The organism is Tianweitania aestuarii (assembly GCF_018457165.1).
Taxonomy (GTDB): Bacteria; Pseudomonadota; Alphaproteobacteria; order Rhizobiales; family Rhizobiaceae; genus Tianweitania; species Tianweitania aestuarii.
Map to the genome: position 1 here is coordinate 586,749 of NZ_JAFMNX010000002.1, position 16,989 is coordinate 603,737.

A 16,989-nucleotide genomic window follows, 5' to 3' on the forward strand; every position below is an offset into this window, starting at 1 on the left:
GCTCTATTGCTTCGCCTTGACGATCCGCATCAGCATCTCGTCGCGCCAGGAGCGGCGCGCATCGATCTTGTCCGCCGGAAGAACCTCCCGGCGTTCCGCATGCGCCCCCGCGATCGCCTCAGCGCTCCAGTCACGATCGGCCTTGCGCTGTTCGGCAAACCCCGAATACATCGGTCCAAGGCGCTCCGCGTAATCGGCGAGCCCGTTCGGCGCATTGAGATCGATCGTCTCGAAAGGCCCCATAAAGGCCCAACGCAAACCAAGCCCATCCCGGACCGTGCGGTCGATATCTTCCGCCGTCGCATAGCCCTCGGCGTAGAGCGCGAAGGCTTCGTCGAGCAGAGCCCCCTGCAGGCGATTCAGCACGAAGCCCGGGATTTCGCGCGACAGCGACACCGCCGACTGCCCCACCTCCTCCATCAACTGCCGCGCCCGAACGGCCTGATCAGGCGCGGTCCAGGATGTCGGAACGATCTCGACCAACGGCACGAGATGCGGCGGGTTGACCGGATGAACCACCATCATGCGCTGACGGTTCTCGCAACCTTCATAGAAGGCAGAGCCCGGAAAGCCTGACGTTGAACTGCCCACAAACGCATGAGCGGGCAAAAAGGCGTCGATGGCGTGGCTCACCTCGCGCTTCACGTCGATCCGCTCGAAAGCGGATTCCTGCACATAGTCGCAACCCGACACGGCCTCTTCCAGATCAACCGCAAAGCGTATCCGCGACAGGATCGCCTCTGCATCACGGCAAAGCCCGCCCTCAGCCAGATCGGCAACAGCTCTTTCGATCTGCGGCCGGATGACCGCCTCGGCATTGTCACGGGCGTCGAAAACGACAACATCTTTCCCCGCCCGCGCGAAGACGATTGCCCAGCCCTGCCCCACAAGGCCGGCACCGACCACGGCAACCGTTTCGACTTCATTCCTCAATGTTTATCCCTCGCTCGCCTGAAACAGCCATGGTTGGCGGGCGCGATGCTCCGCCTCGAAGGCTGCCACATGCTCCCGCTCGCGATTGAGGATCACGTCGATCTCTTCCCACCCTTCAATGAAGGCTTCGGCGGTCTCCTCGCCAAGATCGAGCCGACAGATCTCCTCATGGTCCACGGTAAACGAACGACCCGGTATGTCGACCGAGAACATCGCTCCCCTCTCCGCCTTGACCGCAAGCTCAGCCACACGGCTCGCTTCCATGCGGATCAACAACAGCCCGTTCTTGGCCGCATTGCCGGAAAAGATGTCCCCGAAGTCCGGCGCAATCACGACCCGGATCCCCCAATCGGTCAGCGCCCACACGGCCTGTTCGCGAGACGATCCGCAGCCGAAACCAGGCCCCGCCACCAAAAACTTCGCCGCCTGGCGGTCGTCCCGGTTGAACGGAAAGGCCGGTTGCTCCACGCCCGCAGCATCGAAGCGCCGGTCGTGGAACAGGCATTCGGCCATCCCGTCACGATCGATCTTCAGGAGAAAGCGCGCCGGGAAGATGATGTCCGTATCGACATTGGGATCGGGCAGCGAAATGGCCTGCGAGGTTACATGGATCAATGGCTCGCTCATCACATCGCCTCCAGCTTGCGTATGTCGGTCAGCGTCCCGGTAATTGCCGCAGCGGCCGCCATTGCCGGTGACAGAAGATGGGTGCGCCCACCGCGTCCCTGACGACCTTCGAAATTGCGGTTGGAGGTCGAAGCGCAGCGCTGTCCGGGCTTCAACCGGTCTTCGTTCATCGCCACGCACATGGAACAGCCCGCTTCGCGCCATTCAAAGCCGGCGTCGATGAAGATGCGATCGAGCCCCTTCTCCTCCGCTGCTTGTTTCACCAGCCCCGATCCCGGCACGACGAGCGCCTGCACATTTGGCGAGACCTTGCGGCCTTTTACGATTTCAGCAGCCGCTTCCAGATCCACCAAACGCCCGTTGGTACAGGAACCGATGAAGACCATGTCGACCGGCGTGCCGGCAATCGGCGTGCTCGCCGTCAGCCCCATATAGGTAAGCGCGCGTTTCAATCGGGCACGCTTCTGTTCGTCCTCTATCATCTCCGGATCGGGCACCATCTGATCGATGGCGATCGTATCTTCCGGCGATGTGCCCCAGGTCACATGCGGAGCAATCTCGTCGGCGTTCAGCAAGACCTCCCGGTCAAACACGGCGCCCTCGTCGGTAGGCAGGCTTCTCCAATAGGAAACCGCCTGATCCCAGAGATCGCCCTCAGGCGCCATCGGGCGCCCCTTCAGCCAATTAAAGGTAGTATCGTCAGGCGCCACCAGCGCCACCCGGGCTCCCGCTTCGATCGCCATGTTGCAGAGCGTCATGCGCGCTTCCATCGAGAAGCCGCTAACAGCCGGTCCCAGATATTCAATCGCGTGGCCGGCAGCTCCGTTGACGCCGACCTTGCCAATGAAGGCGAGCGCCACATCCTTAGCGCTGACGCCCGCTGACAAGGTCCCCTCGATACGAACGGCCATGGTGCGCGACTTGCGCTGAACCAGCGCCTGGGCAGCCATGACGATCCCGCATTCGGATGCACCGACTCCGAAGGCAAGCGTGCCGAACGCTCCATGCGTTGATGTATGGCTGTCGCCGCAGGCGAGCGTCATGCCGGGCAGTGTAAACCCTTGTTCCGGCCCCATTACATGAACGATGCCCTGCCGGATATCATTCAGGGGAATGAAGGGAATGCCGTAGCGCTCCACATTCTCGACCAGTTTCGCCATCTGTGCCCTCGCCTGCGGATCGGCGATCGGGCGATCACGATGACGGGTCGGAATGGCATGATCCGGCACGGCAAGATTTGCCAATGGCCGATGAACCCCACAGCCTCGCTTGTCGAGCGCCACGAAAGACTGCGGCGTCGAGACCTCGTGCAGCAAGTGGCGATCGACATAAAGCAGCGCCGTATCGTCCGTCAGATAACGGACGACGTGGCTGTCCCAAAGCTTCTCGTAGAGGGTGCGGGGCTTAGTCATCTGGCTGTCTCCCGTCTCAGACCGCTTCCGCCCATTCCTTCTCGAATGACCAGACGTCCTCAAAACCCAACAGCTTGTTCATGTCGGCGAAGGAATAAAGATCGATGTCGCTGCTGGTCATGCCCTTGGCGAGCAGATCGCCATAGGCTTTTTCCAGCGCCCGCGTCACTGCCAGAAAGCCGATCGCGGGATGGATGGCGATTGCGTAGCGCATCTCCTTCAGCCTTTCGGCGGAAAGAAGCGGCGTGCGGCCGCCATTGACCATGTTGGCGAACATCGGTGCCTTGATGGCGTTGGCCGCATCGATCATCTCCTGCTCGCTTTCAGGCGATTCAACGAAGATGACGTCCGCCCCAGCGTCGCGATACGCCTGACCGCGCTTGATCGCCTCGTCGATACCAAGCGATGTGCGGCTGTCGGTTCGCGCGATCACAAGAAAATCGTCGGACTTACGAGCCTTTACGGCCACTTCGATCTTGCGCTGCATGTCGCCGATGGGGATCACCCGGCGAAACGGTGTATGGCCGCACTTCTTCGGAAACTCCTGATCCTCGATTTGGATCGCAGTTACGCCGGCTGCTTCGTAACCTTGCACGGTTGTGCGCACGTTCAACAACCCGCCATAGCCGGTATCCGCATCGGCGATGATCGGCTTTTCCGTGCGTTTGCAAATCTGCGCGATGCGCTCGAGCATGTCGCGATAGGTCGCAATGCCTGCATCGGGAATGCCGAGATAAGACGCAACTGTTCCGTAGCCGGTCACATAAAGCGCCTTGAAGTCCATCGAATTGGCCATCAGCGCCGAGATGAGATCGAACACACCGGGGGCAACCACAAAGTCACCGTCAGAAATTGCCTTCTTTAGTCTGGGATCGGACATGGAGTTTCTCCTTTGAAAAATTGAGCGAGGAACAGCGTCAGCCGTGGCGGCTGGCAGGATCCTCGTTCGTCAGAGCGGATGAGGCACGATCCTGGCGGCGCTTCCAGGAGCTATAGAAGGCTCCACTGAGCGACAGCACGATGAGCACCAGAATGGCGATGGAAATCGGACGCTCGATGATCGGGGAAAGACTGCCACCGCCGAGTTGCCATGTGCGGACAAGATTGCCCTCCATCATCAAGCCCAGCAAAAGGCCGATGACCATGGCGACGACGGAATAGCCGTAGCGCTTCATCAGCACGCCGAGAACGGAGAACACCACGAGCGTCACGGGGCCACTGATGCTCGTCGTCAGGGCGTAGGATCCAAGCGCCGTACAGATGACGATCGGCGGCAGAAGAAAGGCCAGCGGCACACGCACGATATAAACGATGAAGCGGATGAAGAGGATGCCGATGACGGCGAGAATGATCGCCTGGATAAGGTTGCCGGCGATGATTGCGTAGACGACATCCTTCTGGTCCGAAATGAAACGCGGCCCGCCCGTGATGTTGTGCATGGAAAATGCACTGAGCATGATCGCGGTTGCCGCACTCGACGGGATGCCCAGCGCGAGCAGTCCCACCATCGAGCCGCCTTCCGACGAGGAGTTGGCGGATTCAGCAGCAACAACGCCATCCGGGTTGCCCTTGCCGAAGCTGTCAGGGTCTTTCGAGAACCGCTTGGTCAGGCTGTAGGAAACGAGATTGGCGATCGATGATCCCAAGCCGGGAATGACGCCCAGACCGGCCCCGAGCACCGAGCCGCGAAACAGCGTGCGATAATTGCTGCCGATAGCAAAGAAGCCGCTGATGATCTCCCGCGTGCTGACGCTGCGGCTTTCTCGGTCCTGCACCAAATAATCGCTTTTCACGAGCAGGAAGAGCTCCGATGCGGCGAACAGCCCGATCATGGCAGCGTTGGTGTCGACCCCATCGAGGAGATAAAGCGAGCCGAAGGTGCCGCGTTCGGTGCCGGCTGAGCTCATCCCGATCAATGCGAGCAACACACCGAGCGAACCGGCCGTGATTGCTCTCCAGAAACGCCCTTCCGTCATCAGGCCGATCAAGAGCAGACCCACAACCGCAACAAGGAAGAGTTCGGAAGGTCCAAGCTTCAGAACCACATGCGACAAGGGCTCCAGAATAACGAACAGCATCAGATAGCCGAAAGCCGTGCCGAGCGTGGATGCGCTCAGCGCCAATCCAAGAGCGCGGTTATGCTTTCCCTGTTTGGCCATCGGATAGCCGTCGAAGCAGGTCGCAATGGCCGCCGAGGTACCGGGCACGTTCATTAAGATGGCCGGAATGGACCCACCAAACCCGCCGCCGGTAAAGATCGCCGTCAGGAAAAGAATGGATTCCAGGAAATCCATATAGAGCGTCATGGGCAGGAAAATCGCCATGGCGATCGGGACGGACAGGCCGGGGATGGCGCCGAAAATCAGTCCTATGAAGATACCGAGCGGCACCAGAAACCAGGCCATCGGCATGGAAAACAGCGAGGAAAAGGCGTCAAGGACCGCGGGGAAATCGAACATCCGTCTACTCCACGATCAGCGAATAAACCGGGATCCCCATCGGGTGCTGCAGGATCCAAACGGGACCGAAGCCGACGAGAAGCGAGTAGAGCGCGATGACCAGCAGATTCCGCCGGCCCATCAGCAGCATCGTCGCGGCACAAAACAGCACGCCGGCGATGTCGTAACCGATCGTCCCTAGGCTGAGCACATAAAGCGCCAGCGCAGCGCAGCCGATCGGCACGCCGAACCTCTGGCGCAGCGATCCATCACCGTCGTCTTCGGAGTGATCGGCATCTCGTTCGGGATGGATGACGAGACCGACCGCAATCGATCCGATCAGGCAGATGGCAAGCAGCGCCGTCGGCCCGATCAGAAGCATGTTGATCACCGTCGAACTGGCCATCCAGGCATTGTGTGCGAACCAGATGACGAATGCGCCAAAGACGAGGAGCAGGCCAAGATGACCTGCCCTGTTAAGGGTGATGTTCATCGCGTTGATCCTGTCCTGGCGTTAGAGCTGAGGCAGGTACTGCTCGAAGATCTCGTAGCTGTTCTTCAGCGATGCGGCTGTTGCTTCCGGACCCATCCAGTCGGCTCCAATTTGCCCCTCGGCGGCAAACTTGAGGAAATCAGGTCGCTCGAGCATGCGCCGATAAGCGGCCACCAGCTTCTCGTAGACATCTGGATGCTTATCCACGAAGGACTGCTGGACGCTCAGGCAGCGCAGGTCGGCTGCCAGCACCGGCACTTCGATGTTGAGTGGCTTCAGTGCTTCGTTGATCGTGGGCGCAGGCCAGCGCGCGTCGTCACGCTCTTCGCGGTAAACGGCAAGAGGCCGCACCTGATCGGCGATGACATTGCTGCCGAGGGCCGAGATAAAGGTCATCGTCGCCTGATCGCCAGCGATCGCAGTGCGCATCGGCCCGCCACCGTCATAGGTGACCCAGTTGACGTTTTCCTTCGGAATACCGAGCTTTTCCAGCATGATGACTGCCGAAAGGTGGCCGCCATCGCCTGGGATGATGGCACAGCTGACTTTGCCGGGATTATCGCGGATGTCGTTAAGCAAAGCCTCCATAGTCTCGTAAGGCTGCGCCTTATTGACGAGAACGACGTAATAGTCCTGCCACTGCCCATTGATGTGGTGGAAGTCATCCCACTTCAGATTGCCTTGCCCGCGCAGGACTGCCGAAATGAGGTAGGGATTGATCGGCGCGACCATGGCCATGGAGCCATCGTCCTTCTGGCGTGAGAACCAGGTGAAACCAAGCGCGCCAGAGCCACCGGAGCGGTTGACCACGGTGACAGGCGTATCGCCGAGCTCAGCCGGCAGAAACTGCGCGATGGCACGCGCGAGACGATCCGCGGAACCGCCGGCGTCGAACGGCACCAGCAGTGTCAGCTTGTTGTGCGGATAGGTTTCCTGCGCCCAGGCTGGCAGCGAGCCAAGCCCGACAGCCAGCGGCGCTGCACCTGCGATCTTCATGAATGTACGACGATCGAACTGCATGTCTTCCTCCCTGGTGAATCCCGTCGTGATGGAGCGATGCCTCCACACCGCCGGATCTAGAAAGACAGAATTGCATACAATAGGTCAAACATTTAAAATGGGTTTGAAAAATTTTCATGTTCGAGCGATGTCACGGGCGGCGGCTCTAACGCTTTTAAATGCAGGCAGAAATGATGATCTCAGGCAAAAGCATCCATTCCACGGCCATGCAGCGCGTCTACTCCCACATTCGTGATTGCATACTATCTGGTCGTTATATGCCGAATAATCGTTTGGGCGAGATGACGCTTGCTGCCGAGCTCGGTGTTAGCCGCACACCGGTGCGTGAGGCCCTGCGCAATCTCGCCGCGGATGGATTCATCGAGCTGAAGCCGCATGTAGGCGCGATCGTGCGGCCATGGAACTTCGAGGAACTCTATTCCAGCTTCGTCATTCGCGCCGATATCGAAGCGCAAGCCGCAGCCCATGCTGCAAAGCGCATCACAGCGGAAGAGGTCGACGAGCTTTCGGTCTTGTGTGATCGCATGGAGCAGACGAACACGGACGTGGACACAGACGCTCGACACTCCAGAAGCGAGTTGAACCGCCAGCTTCACGTTCGAATTTTGCAGATCTCAGCACTCATCCACGCCGAACGAACGGCGACCCAGTTGATGGATCTCGCCGTACTGACCATGACCTTCAATCACTTCGATCCTGATGAGGTTCGTCGCAGCAACAGTGATCATCGCGTCCTTCTACGTGCCCTCCGAACGAACGACGACCTTCTCGCCTATTCCGTCATGCGCACCCACATCCTCACCGCAGCCGGCATGTTTCGGGAACGGAAGCCCGGTACGAACGACGTCAGCTGACCGCAAAGGATTGTTCAGGATCGAGCGGACAGCTCATCGGCCAGCTCCTGGCCCGGCTGCCCGCCTCAGTTCCGGCTGCTTTCGGTGTTGAGAACAACAAACGCAATCACTCAAGGTTGGAAGCAGCGAAAGCGTAATCAGTTCTTTAGCAAATCGTCCGTTCACGCCTGCTCGTAAAATGATCGTCCATGGCCGGCAGCGGATGGAGTGCTCCCCGCGTTTGCCACCCAGCTAGACGCAAACGCGTCCACATCTTCAAGGAATGCAAATGAAGGCTTTGATCACCGTTGCAGCGAGCGCTGTGATCATCAGCGGCTGCGCATCGGCGCTTCGGGGAACAACCGAGCCGGTGACCATCACCACCGAACCCGCAGGCGCAGCAATCAGGACCTCGCTCGGACACACCTGCCCCGCCTCACCCTGCACATTCCAGGTCAGCAGAAAAGCCGACTTCACCGCCTTTGCAGACAAGCCCGGCTACCACCCGAACAGTGTTTTCATCGGCACGAAGCCAAGCAACATCGGTCGCGCTGCGGTGGCGTCCAACATGATGGCCACCGGCTTTGTCGGCACGGCCATCGATTCCTCCACGGGCGCCGCCCTCGATCATCACCCCAACCCCGCCCACATCATCCTCGCACCCGAAGCCAGCCAGCCGCCAGCCGTTTCCCCCGCCATGGTACCGGCTTTCTAGTTGCCAGGTTTGCGAGTAGCAGCGACAACACCAATTTGCATACGCAGGATACCTCCGCCGGTGCAGCCCAAGCGTTACTGACGTATCTCAAACGAGATTAGAGACTGGTAATCTTTTCCTCTGCCATCGAGACAAGACCTATCTTTCAACTACCTAACGTTCACAAAGCTGCGCAAGAAGAGCTTTCGTTTAACAACTGCTTCTCACCAAGACTAGCTTGCACAGAAGTGACCGCAATCATGTGATAGATGTCGCTGACTTTACAGCCACGTGACAGGTCGTTGGCTGGTTTAGCTAGCCCTTGCAATATCGGTCCGATGGCCTCTGCACCACCGATCCGCTGTGCGATCTTGTAGCCAATGTTGGCGGCATCTAGGTTAGGGAATACAAATACGTTTGCCTCCCCATGCAACACCGAGTCCGGCGCTTTGGAGTTGCTGACCGCCTCAACGAAAGCTGCATCAAACTGCAGCTCGCCATCTATGATGAGATGTGGCGCTGCTGTTTTCGCTAGCTTCGTTGCCTCTGCAACCTTTGAGACGCATTCATGAATAGCGCTGCCGGCGCTGGAAAATGACAGCATTGCAACCTTAGAAACTCGGCCCGTCAAAGCGCTGAACGAGATTGCCGACATTACGGCAATTTCGGCAAGTTCCTGCGCGTATGGCTCCACCACCAACCCACAATCGGCAAACACGAAGACACCCTTCTTTTTATGGTGCGGCTCACACAGCATCATCAGGAAAAACGAGGAAACGAGCCGCACGCCTGGCGCGCGGCCGATCGTCTGCAGCGCTGTTCTGACCGTTTCAGACGTCGTGTTGGTGGCACCACCAACGGTTCCATCGGCAAAGCCTTCCCGAACCATCATGGCGGCGAAAACTAGGGGCGAACGAACGGCACTTTCGGCAGCCTGCGCATCCACGCCTTTGCTCTTGCGATGTGCATGGTAGGCATCAGCTAGCTGACTGCTGATCGATGAAGTGGTCGGATCTTCCACCATGATCATGCCACTATCGTCACCCGCTGCCTTCAGGGCGTCGTATACCTTTGCGGCATCGCCGATCAGGGTCAGGCGCGCAATTCCGTCGCGGGAAGCCTGTACAGCTGCCTCCACAATGCGGGGATCCTCGCCTTCAGAAAGCACCACGTGGCGCGGAGTGGCTTTGGCCGTCGCGAGCAGTTGGTCAAGCGGTTTCATCAAGCATGTCCTAGATAAGAAGCGACGGCTTAGTTCAAAAGGCTGGTGAAGATGGTCCGGTGATGGTGAGCACCCCCATCACCGCTTCTCCATCAAAAGGGCTCGCAATATTTGCTGCGCATGAGCGCTACGCTGTCACGCAGCCCTCCAAAGGCGAATGCATCCTGAAACGCTTTTAGATGCACGCCGATGTGAAAAGCGCCCGGGCCGAGAGCCCGGACGCACATGCATCAGGCACGCTGCTGCGGGCGCATGTCGGCAGCCTCGATACCGGCCACTGGAACAGGCTTCTTCATCGCGTCGCGGCGGAAAGGCTCGCCTAGTTCCTGGTTGAGCACGACCTCAATAAAGGTGGTTTGGCCGTCCATCTGATCCTGGACAGCCTGCATCAGCGCCGCCGATAGCTCCTGGCTCGAGCTGACCTGGACACCCTTGAGGCCACATCCTTCCGCAACCTTGGCGTAACTCAGGTTGGGGTTGAGTTCGGTGCCAACGAAGTTGTTGTCGTACCACAACGTCGTGTTGCGCTTTTCAGCACCCCACTGGTAGTTGCGGAAGATCACCATGGTGATGGAAGGCCAGTTCTTGCGACCGATGGCGCCCATTTCGTTCATTGAAATGCCAAAGGCACCATCACCGGCAAAACCGACTACCGGTACATCTGGACAACCAATCTTGGCACCGACGATCGCCGGGAACCCATACCCACAGGGGCCAAACATGCCAGGCGCCAGATACTTCCGGCCTTTGTCGAAGCTCGGATAGGCATTGCCGATGGCGCAATTGTTTCCGATATCCGTGGAGATAATGGCGTCGCGCGGCAGGGCCGCCTGAATGGCGCGCCAGGCTTGGCGCGGAGACATGCGGTTGGGCTCGCGCTGTCGAGCTCCCTCGTTCCACTCGGTACCAGGATCATCGTCCTCGTGATCAAGCGAGGAAAGGAACTGCAGCCAGGCCGAGCGCGTACGATGAATTAATGCCTTGCGTTCTTCACGACCGCTATCACCGGCATCGGGCGCGAGTTGCTCGAGAATTTGGCTCGCCACCTGCCCGGCATCGCCACAGATGCCGACACTTACCTTCTTGGTCAGGCCGATGCGGTCTGCGTTCATATCAACCTGGATGATCGCGGCATCCTTGGGCCAATAATCGATGCCATAGCCGGGCAGCGTCGAAAACGGGTTGAGGCGTGTGCCGAGCGCCAGCACCACGTCTGCCTGTGCGATCAATTCCATAGCGGCCTTGGAACCGTTATAACCCAGCGGACCGACGGCCAACGGATGCGTACCGGGGAAAGCGTCATTGTGCTGATAACCGCAGCAGACTGGCGCATCTAAACGCTCCGCTAACGCCATCGATTGGGGAATGGCATTGCCAATCACCACGCCCGCGCCGTTCAAGATTACCGGGAACTTGGCGCCGGACAGCAGCTTGGCAGCTTCCGCTATTGCCTGGGGACCGCCAGAAGGGCGTTCAAAACGCACAATGCCTGGCAGATCTATGTCAACCACCTGCGTCCAGAAGTCCCGCGGAATATTGATTTGGGCAGGCGCACTCCCACGCCATGCCTTTTCGATCACCCGGTTCAGCACCTCGGCGATGCGCGTAGCGTCGCGCACCTCCTCTTGGTAACACACCATCTCCTCAAACATCGCCATTTGATCGACTTCCTGGAAGCCGCCCTGCCCGATCGTCTTATTGGCAGCCTGCGGCGTGACCATCAGGAGCGGTGTGTGGTTCCAGTAGGCAGTCTTCATTGCGGTAATGAAGCCCGTTACGCCTGGTCCGTTCTGCCCGATCGCCATCGCCATCGTGCCGGTCGCGCGGGTGAAGCCATCCGCCATCATGCCGGCGTTGGTTTCATGCGCGCAGTCCCAGAAGCTGATGCCTGCTTTTGGAAACAGATCCGAAACAGGCATCATCGCCGACCCGATTATGCCGAAGGCGTGCTCAATGCCATGCATCTGCAGGACTTTGACAAAGGCTTCTTCCGTGGTCATCTTCATGTTGGTTCTCGTTCTCAGTTGAGAGGGACGGTTGAAGGGCGTAGTGGCGAGTGCTGGGTAGGTATCCGCTGTTCATGATTGACCGGCCGGATCAGAAAGGCCGACACCATCGAAATCAGCGCTGCGAAGACGACATACCCAGCCAGCAGCCAGGGTTCGCCGTCGCCGAAGTCCAGCAGGTAGGTCGCGATGATCGGCGTGATGCCGCTCGCGAAAATGCCGGAAAACTGATAAACGAAGGAGATGCCGGTATAGCGGATGCGAGCCTGAAAGAGGTCCGAAAACAGCGCCGCTTCAGGCCCATAGCACATAGGATAAAGGATGCCGAAGGGGATGATGAGGCCGGCAGCCACCCACACCAGATTGCCACTACCCATCATCATAAAGGCCGGAAACGTCGCTAGCGCCAAAAGGAAGCTGCCGATCGCATAGGTCTTTGGCCGACCCCAGCGGTCGGATAGTGCCCCAAAAATGGGAATGGTCCCGATCATCAAAAGAGCAGCCATACATACCAGCACCAATGCCGTGGTTCGCTCGATCTGGACGTATTTCGACAGGTACAAGATTGAAAACACGGCGAAGACATTGAAGAAGACGCCGTCGATATAGCGAGCGCCCATGCCAAGAAGGATATTCTTCGGTGATGTGCGGATGAGCTCCACGAACGGGATTTTGACTTCTTCCTGTTCCTGCTTGACTGCAACGAAGTCAGGCGTCTCATCAATCTTTAGACGAATATAGAGGCCAACCGCGATCAGCACGATCGAGCCGACGAAGGCGGCGCGCCAGCCCCAAGCCATGAAGGCTTCATCCGACATCATGCTCAGCAGCGCTACCACGCCGGATGACAGGCAAAGCCCGATTGCCAGACCGATCTGTGGTATGGACGCATAATAACCGCGCTTGTGTTCGGGCGCGAACTCATAAGCCATGAGCACAGCCCCGCCCCATTCGCCACCAATGCCAATACCTTGGGCAACACGCAGGATGAGCAGAAGGATAGGTGCTGCCACGCCAATTTGAGCATAAGTCGGAAGCAGGCCGATCAAGACGGTCGCGACACCCATGATCAGAATTGTCATGACCAGCATTTGCTTGCGGCCGAGCTTATCACCGAAGTGCCCGAAGATGATGCCACCCAGCGGGCGTGCCAGGAAGCCGACCGCAAAGGTCGCATAGGCCAAGACGATCGAAACCAGCGGATCACTTGCCGGGAAATACAGCTGGTTGAAGACGATGCCGGCGATGACGCCGTAAAGAAAGAAGTCATACCACTCGATCGTGGCGCCGATCAGCGACGCCATGACAACGCGCCGGACTTCCCGTTCCTTCTCGATATCTGCTTGGTTCAACATGGTTCTCCTCCCAATGTCGTCGGTTCATTTCAAAAGGTGATCAGACAGTTTCTCCCCGATCATGATCGCAGGCAGATTGGTGTTTCCCGACACGATGCGCGGCATCACCGAACAGTCGGCGATCCAGAGGCCCTCCAGCCCCCGCACCTTCAGGTCAGGATCAACCACCGCGCCGGCATCGTCGCCGGCTCCCATCCGGCAGGTGCTGGTCGGATGGAAGATCGTTGCGCCGTTGTTGCGCGCGAAGTCGAGAATAGCGGCGTCGTCCTGTGCCTCTGCTCCGGGCAGCACTTCGGCATCGACGATGCCGCGCAACGGTTCAGTTGAAGCGATGCGCCGTGCCAAACGGATTGCAGCTACCGCCATGCGCCGGTCGAGTTCAGCGTCGAGGTAATTGGGGGAGATAACAGGTGACGCCCTCGGGTCAGCCGAGGCCAGCCGGATCGTTCCGGTACTTTCGGGCCGCAACTGGCACACCGACATCGTGAAACCCGAAAAGTCGTGCACCTTGCCGCCAGCCATATCTGCCGAAAGGGTCGCGACATGGAACTGAACATCTGGTCGGTTCGCGCCAGGCGTAACAGCGGTAAAAAGGCCACCTTGATTAATGCCCACAGCCAACGGACCGCTGCGCTTCAACAACCATTGCAGGCCAATCCGAGCTTTGCCCAAAAGGCTGTTCAGTTGATCATTGGTGCTAACCGGCCGGTTGCAGCGAAAGATCAACCGAAACTGCAGATGATCCTGAAGATTGGCACCGACGCCTTTCAGATCTATCAGCACTGGAATGCCATGTTCCGCCAGCTGCTCAGCAGGTCCTACACCGGAAAGCATCAGCAGCTGCGGCGTATGCACGGCGCCCGCACTCAGGATCACGCCGCGGCGGGCGATCAAAGCGGTAGATTGGCCATTTCGCTCATAATCGATCCCGAGTGCGCGGCGACCGTCGAAACGAATGCGAGTCACCTGAGCGTCGGTTAGAACGTCGAGATTCTTCCGCCTGCGAGCTTCCCGCAGATAGCCAACTGCAGCACTGCTGCGCAGGCCGTTCCGGGTAGTCAAATGGTAGTAGCCCGCACCTTCCTGGTTTGGCCCGTTGAAGTCGTCATTGCGTGGAATGCCGATCGCCTCGGCCGAAGCGATGAAGGCGTCAATCAGCGGATGCGTCTGGCGTATAGGGTTGACGCTGATGGGACCGTTTGCGCCATGATATTCTGGAGCGCGCGTATCGTGGAAAGTCTCGGAACGCTTGAAGTATGGCAGCACGGAGCGGTAGCTCCAGCCTTCGCCGCATTGTCTCGCCCAGTCGTCATAGTCTGCCGCCTGCCCGCGAATGGCGATCAGGCCGTTGATGGCGGAAGAGCCGCCGAGCACCTTGCCTCGCGGCCAGTAAATGCGACGGCCTCCCATATTGGGATCCGGCTGCGTGTATAGCTTCCAATTGATGCGCTCGTCCCACATCGTCTTGCCGTAGCCGAGCGGGAGATGAATCCACGGGCTGGTGTCCTTTGGACCGGCTTCAATCAATGCAACGCGATGTTTGCCGTTTTCCGTCAGCCGCGCGGCAACCGCGCAGCCAGCGGAACCAGCGCCAATGACAATGAAGTCATATTGCACTTCGTTCACTTGCAGTTCCTCCCGATTAACAAGAGGCCATTTGCAAGAAGCAATCGTCAAATTTTTCCGCTTGATAAGTCTCAGTGAATGAGATTATTTCCTAACAGATTGCCGTTAAAGGTCGAATGCTCCAAAAAAATCCCGCTGAGTGAGAAGATCAGGTGAAAGATCAATCTGATACTGGGGTGTCTGCAATTTCGCGCAGCCTTAACTTGATTGAGGCTATCGCGCTTGCTGCAAAGCCGGTGACACTCGGCGAATTGGAAGTAACAAGCGGACTACCTAAAGCCACGCTGCACCGCCTGTGCCAGCGGCTGGTGCGAGAAGCATTCTTGTTCCGCGAGCCAGACCGGCGGCATTATTCGGCCGGCCCCCGATTGATCAAAATGGGGCTCAACATTGTCGGTGAAGGCGTCAGCACCCAACGCCATGCAATCCTGCGCCAAGTCGTGGATGCGACAGGCGAAACCTGCAACTTCGTAACGAGGAACGGCACGGAGGCCATTTATCTGGCACGCGCAGAATCCAACTGGCCGTTGCGCGTACATCTGGAGCCCGGCTCGCATGTGCCACTGCATTGTACGGCAAGCGGAAAGCTGCTGCTGGCCCATATGGACGAACAAAGCCGCGAAAGGCTTCTCGCCTCTATCCAGCTCGACGCGTATACACCGGCCACCATAACCATGCGCGATGCGCTGGACGTCGAATTCGCAAAGATCCTGTGCGACGGGTTCAGTCTGGACCTGGAAGAGTTTATCGTAGGGCTTATGGCAATCGCAGTGCCGGTTCTTGATCGTAACGGCCGGGTGGTAGCCTCGTTGGCCTGCCACGCGCCAACGCCACGTATGTCGCTGGACCTAGCGCGTCGCTACGTTCCGACCCTGCAGGTGGCGGCGCGCAAGCTCTCGCAAACCTTTTGAGCATGCGGCAGCCACAGCTCAGAACACTTCGTCCTTGAGGTTATACCAGCGGTACATTCCCCATTGGCCAAGACGGCGAAACGGCGTCAGCATGCCATGGTCTGTCAGAGGCGAGGTGAAGATCGGGAGATCCAATTCACCGCCTTTGCCAGCGACCAGCTGTGCCATGCGCCGTCCGGCCTGCGCCGAATACATTACCCCATTGCCGCCATAACCCATAGCGTAGAAAAGCTGCTGAGATCGTTCCGGTTGGAAGATGCGCGGCATCATGTCGTGACTGACATCGACCCAGCCCCACCAGGAATAATCGATGGCAACTTCGCGAAGTATCGGGAACTTTCGATGCAGACCGGCCAGCAGGAGATCGTAATGTCTGGGATTAACGGCGTCTCGCCCTGTGATTGCACTGCGGCTGCCAATCTGCACGCGATTGTCCGGCAGCAGACGATAATAGTGTCGCAAGGTCCTTGTATCTGTGAGTGGAATCCTGGTGCGAAAGTTCAAAGCGTCGAGCTCGCTTCCCGTAAGCGGCCGCGTTACGACCGAATTGGACAGGATCGGCATCAGCTTATGGCGCACCAGTGGGTGAAGGTTCGCTGACGTATACCCGGCGGTTGCAAAGCAAACGGCGCGCGCCCTCACTGTTCCACCTGGCGTTTCCAGACGAAAGCCGTCGCCGTCTTGTACGCAGCGCATCACAGGGCTGGCTGTATGCACGGTAGCGCCGAGCTTGCGGGCAAGTCGCAAGTAGCCGAAGGCAAGCTTGCCTGCATGGATGCTCACGCCGTCCGGCTCGTAAAGGGCACCAACGGCTTCAGCGTCACGGACATAATCAGCATGGACCTCATCACGGCTCATCATGCGGGCGCCATAGCCGAACACGTCATTGAGCAGCCTAACCTCGCTGGCGAGGGTCGGCAGGACCTTCTCACGATGTGCAATATAGAGGTGGCCACCGTCCTGTGGTTCGCAGTCAATCTCAGGCGAACGGATCAGATCACGGAATAGGTCGAAAGCTTCGACGAGCTCGACATGCAACTTCTTCGCGGTATCAACGCCCCAGCGTTCGATCCACTGCGAACGTTTCAAGCGGCCAGCCGAGATTTGCGCCTGCCCGCCATTGCGTGTCGAGCAGCCCCAGGCCACGCCATTGGCCTCAATGACGGTGGCCTTGATACCGTGGTCGCGAGCGAGATGAATGGCGCAAGACAAGCCGGTATATCCGGAGCCGATGATAGCGACGTCTACATCCATATCGGATGTGATTGGGCCATCATCCTCGGGTTCCGGCCCAGCGGTGGCGATCCAGTAGGTTGGCGCATAATCCTTTCCTTGGCCGGGACCTGGAGAGCGCAGCGGATCATAGACCGGATCGAAAGGCAGCCTCGTCCTCGCCGTGGTTATCGTATGATCCATGTT

Annotated in this window: 15 protein-coding genes; 3 read left to right on the forward strand and 12 right to left on the reverse strand. The window is 58.7% G+C overall.

The window, feature by feature from the left end:
* Positions 1-3: 3 nt before the first annotated feature.
* Genes JYU29_RS10895 through JYU29_RS10925 form a run of 7 tightly spaced genes read right to left on the reverse strand, consistent with a single transcriptional unit; the run spans position 4 to position 6,923 of the window.
* Positions 4-933 carry a 3-hydroxyacyl-CoA dehydrogenase gene (locus JYU29_RS10895; protein WP_213984815.1) on the reverse strand — a complete coding sequence of 310 codons (930 nt, stop codon included), beginning with the start codon at positions 931-933 and terminating at the stop codon, positions 4-6.
* A gap of 3 nt (positions 934-936) precedes the next feature.
* On the reverse strand, positions 937-1,560 hold the full coding sequence (gene leuD, locus JYU29_RS10900) for a 3-isopropylmalate dehydratase small subunit (RefSeq protein ID WP_213984816.1): 624 nt from the start codon (positions 1,558-1,560) through the stop codon (positions 937-939).
* Positions 1,560-2,972 carry a 3-isopropylmalate dehydratase large subunit gene (leuC, locus tag JYU29_RS10905; RefSeq protein WP_213984817.1) on the reverse strand — a complete coding sequence of 471 codons (1,413 nt, stop codon included), beginning with the start codon at positions 2,970-2,972 and terminating at the stop codon, positions 1,560-1,562. The genes leuD and leuC overlap by 1 nt, the downstream gene beginning before the upstream one ends.
* Positions 2,973-2,988: 16 nt before the next feature.
* A complete protein-coding gene (locus JYU29_RS10910; protein WP_213984818.1) occupies positions 2,989-3,852 on the reverse strand; it encodes an isocitrate lyase/PEP mutase family protein in 864 nt (287 codons plus the stop codon).
* A gap of 37 nt (positions 3,853-3,889) precedes the next feature.
* The gene (locus JYU29_RS10915) at positions 3,890-5,431 is read right to left on the reverse strand and encodes a tripartite tricarboxylate transporter permease (protein ID WP_213984819.1); all 1,542 of its coding nucleotides are present in this window, start codon (positions 5,429-5,431) and stop codon (positions 3,890-3,892) included.
* Positions 5,432-5,435: 4 nt separating this feature from the next.
* Positions 5,436-5,903 (reverse strand): tripartite tricarboxylate transporter TctB family protein, encoded by a 468-nt coding sequence (locus tag JYU29_RS10920; protein WP_213984820.1) that lies wholly within the window; start codon positions 5,901-5,903, stop codon positions 5,436-5,438.
* Between the two features lie 21 nt (positions 5,904-5,924).
* Complete coding sequence (locus JYU29_RS10925) at positions 5,925-6,923, reverse strand: Bug family tripartite tricarboxylate transporter substrate binding protein (protein ID WP_213985043.1); 999 nt, start codon at positions 6,921-6,923, stop codon at positions 5,925-5,927.
* A gap of 206 nt (positions 6,924-7,129) precedes the next feature.
* Between JYU29_RS10925 and JYU29_RS10930 the strand changes: the two genes are divergently transcribed.
* Complete coding sequence (locus JYU29_RS10930) at positions 7,130-7,777, forward strand: GntR family transcriptional regulator (RefSeq protein ID WP_284144923.1); 648 nt, start codon at positions 7,130-7,132, stop codon at positions 7,775-7,777.
* A gap of 268 nt (positions 7,778-8,045) precedes the next feature.
* Positions 8,046-8,471 (forward strand): translation initiation factor 2, encoded by a 426-nt coding sequence (locus JYU29_RS10935; RefSeq protein WP_213984822.1) that lies wholly within the window; start codon positions 8,046-8,048, stop codon positions 8,469-8,471.
* A gap of 160 nt (positions 8,472-8,631) precedes the next feature.
* Here JYU29_RS10935 and pta read toward each other — a convergent pair whose 3' ends face one another.
* The 4 genes from pta to JYU29_RS10955 all read right to left on the reverse strand — a co-directional run bounded on the left by pta (position 8,632) and on the right by JYU29_RS10955 (position 14,659).
* Positions 8,632-9,672: a phosphate acetyltransferase gene (pta, locus tag JYU29_RS10940; RefSeq protein ID WP_213984823.1), complete on the reverse strand. Its 1,041-nt coding sequence runs from the start codon at positions 9,670-9,672 to the stop codon at positions 8,632-8,634.
* 230 nt (positions 9,673-9,902) lie between these two features.
* Positions 9,903-11,678, reverse strand: coding sequence for a sulfoacetaldehyde acetyltransferase (gene xsc, locus JYU29_RS10945; RefSeq protein ID WP_213984824.1), 1,776 nt, complete (start codon positions 11,676-11,678; stop codon positions 9,903-9,905).
* 14 nt (positions 11,679-11,692) lie between these two features.
* Entirely contained in the window at positions 11,693-13,033 is a 1,341-nt protein-coding gene (locus JYU29_RS10950) for an MFS transporter (protein WP_213984825.1), read from the reverse strand.
* A gap of 24 nt (positions 13,034-13,057) precedes the next feature.
* Complete coding sequence (locus JYU29_RS10955; RefSeq protein ID WP_213984826.1) at positions 13,058-14,659, reverse strand: GMC family oxidoreductase; 1,602 nt, start codon at positions 14,657-14,659, stop codon at positions 13,058-13,060.
* Positions 14,660-14,811: 152 nt separating this feature from the next.
* On the opposite strand from JYU29_RS10955, the gene JYU29_RS10960 reads away from it, so the two are divergent.
* The gene (locus JYU29_RS10960) at positions 14,812-15,570 is read left to right on the forward strand and encodes an IclR family transcriptional regulator (RefSeq protein WP_213984827.1); all 759 of its coding nucleotides are present in this window, start codon (positions 14,812-14,814) and stop codon (positions 15,568-15,570) included.
* 18 nt (positions 15,571-15,588) lie between these two features.
* On the opposite strand, the gene JYU29_RS10965 is transcribed toward JYU29_RS10960, so the two are convergent.
* Positions 15,589-16,986: an NAD(P)/FAD-dependent oxidoreductase gene (locus JYU29_RS10965; RefSeq protein ID WP_213985044.1), complete on the reverse strand. Its 1,398-nt coding sequence runs from the start codon at positions 16,984-16,986 to the stop codon at positions 15,589-15,591.
* Positions 16,987-16,989: the final 3 nt, after the last annotated feature.

Coding starts and splice junctions, on each gene's coding strand:
- leuD (WP_213984816.1), bottom strand. CDS start 1,560: ATGAGCGAGCCATTGATCCATGTAACCTCGCAGGCCATTTCGCTGCCC.
- leuC (WP_213984817.1), bottom strand. CDS start 2,972: ATGACTAAGCCCCGCACCCTCTACGAGAAGCTTTGGGACAGCCACGTC.
- JYU29_RS10910 (WP_213984818.1), bottom strand. CDS start 3,852: ATGTCCGATCCCAGACTAAAGAAGGCAATTTCTGACGGTGACTTTGTG.
- JYU29_RS10915 (WP_213984819.1), bottom strand. CDS start 5,431: ATGTTCGATTTCCCCGCGGTCCTTGACGCCTTTTCCTCGCTGTTTTCC.
- JYU29_RS10920 (WP_213984820.1), bottom strand. CDS start 5,903: ATGAACATCACCCTTAACAGGGCAGGTCATCTTGGCCTGCTCCTCGTC.
- JYU29_RS10925 (WP_213985043.1), bottom strand. CDS start 6,923: ATGCAGTTCGATCGTCGTACATTCATGAAGATCGCAGGTGCAGCGCCG.
- JYU29_RS10930 (WP_284144923.1), top strand. CDS start 7,130: ATGCAGCGCGTCTACTCCCACATTCGTGATTGCATACTATCTGGTCGT.
- JYU29_RS10935 (WP_213984822.1), top strand. CDS start 8,046: ATGAAGGCTTTGATCACCGTTGCAGCGAGCGCTGTGATCATCAGCGGC.
- pta (WP_213984823.1), bottom strand. CDS start 9,672: ATGAAACCGCTTGACCAACTGCTCGCGACGGCCAAAGCCACTCCGCGC.
- xsc (WP_213984824.1), bottom strand. CDS start 11,678: ATGAAGATGACCACGGAAGAAGCCTTTGTCAAAGTCCTGCAGATGCAT.
- JYU29_RS10950 (WP_213984825.1), bottom strand. CDS start 13,033: ATGTTGAACCAAGCAGATATCGAGAAGGAACGGGAAGTCCGGCGCGTT.
- JYU29_RS10965 (WP_213985044.1), bottom strand. CDS start 16,986: ATGGATCATACGATAACCACGGCGAGGACGAGGCTGCCTTTCGATCCG.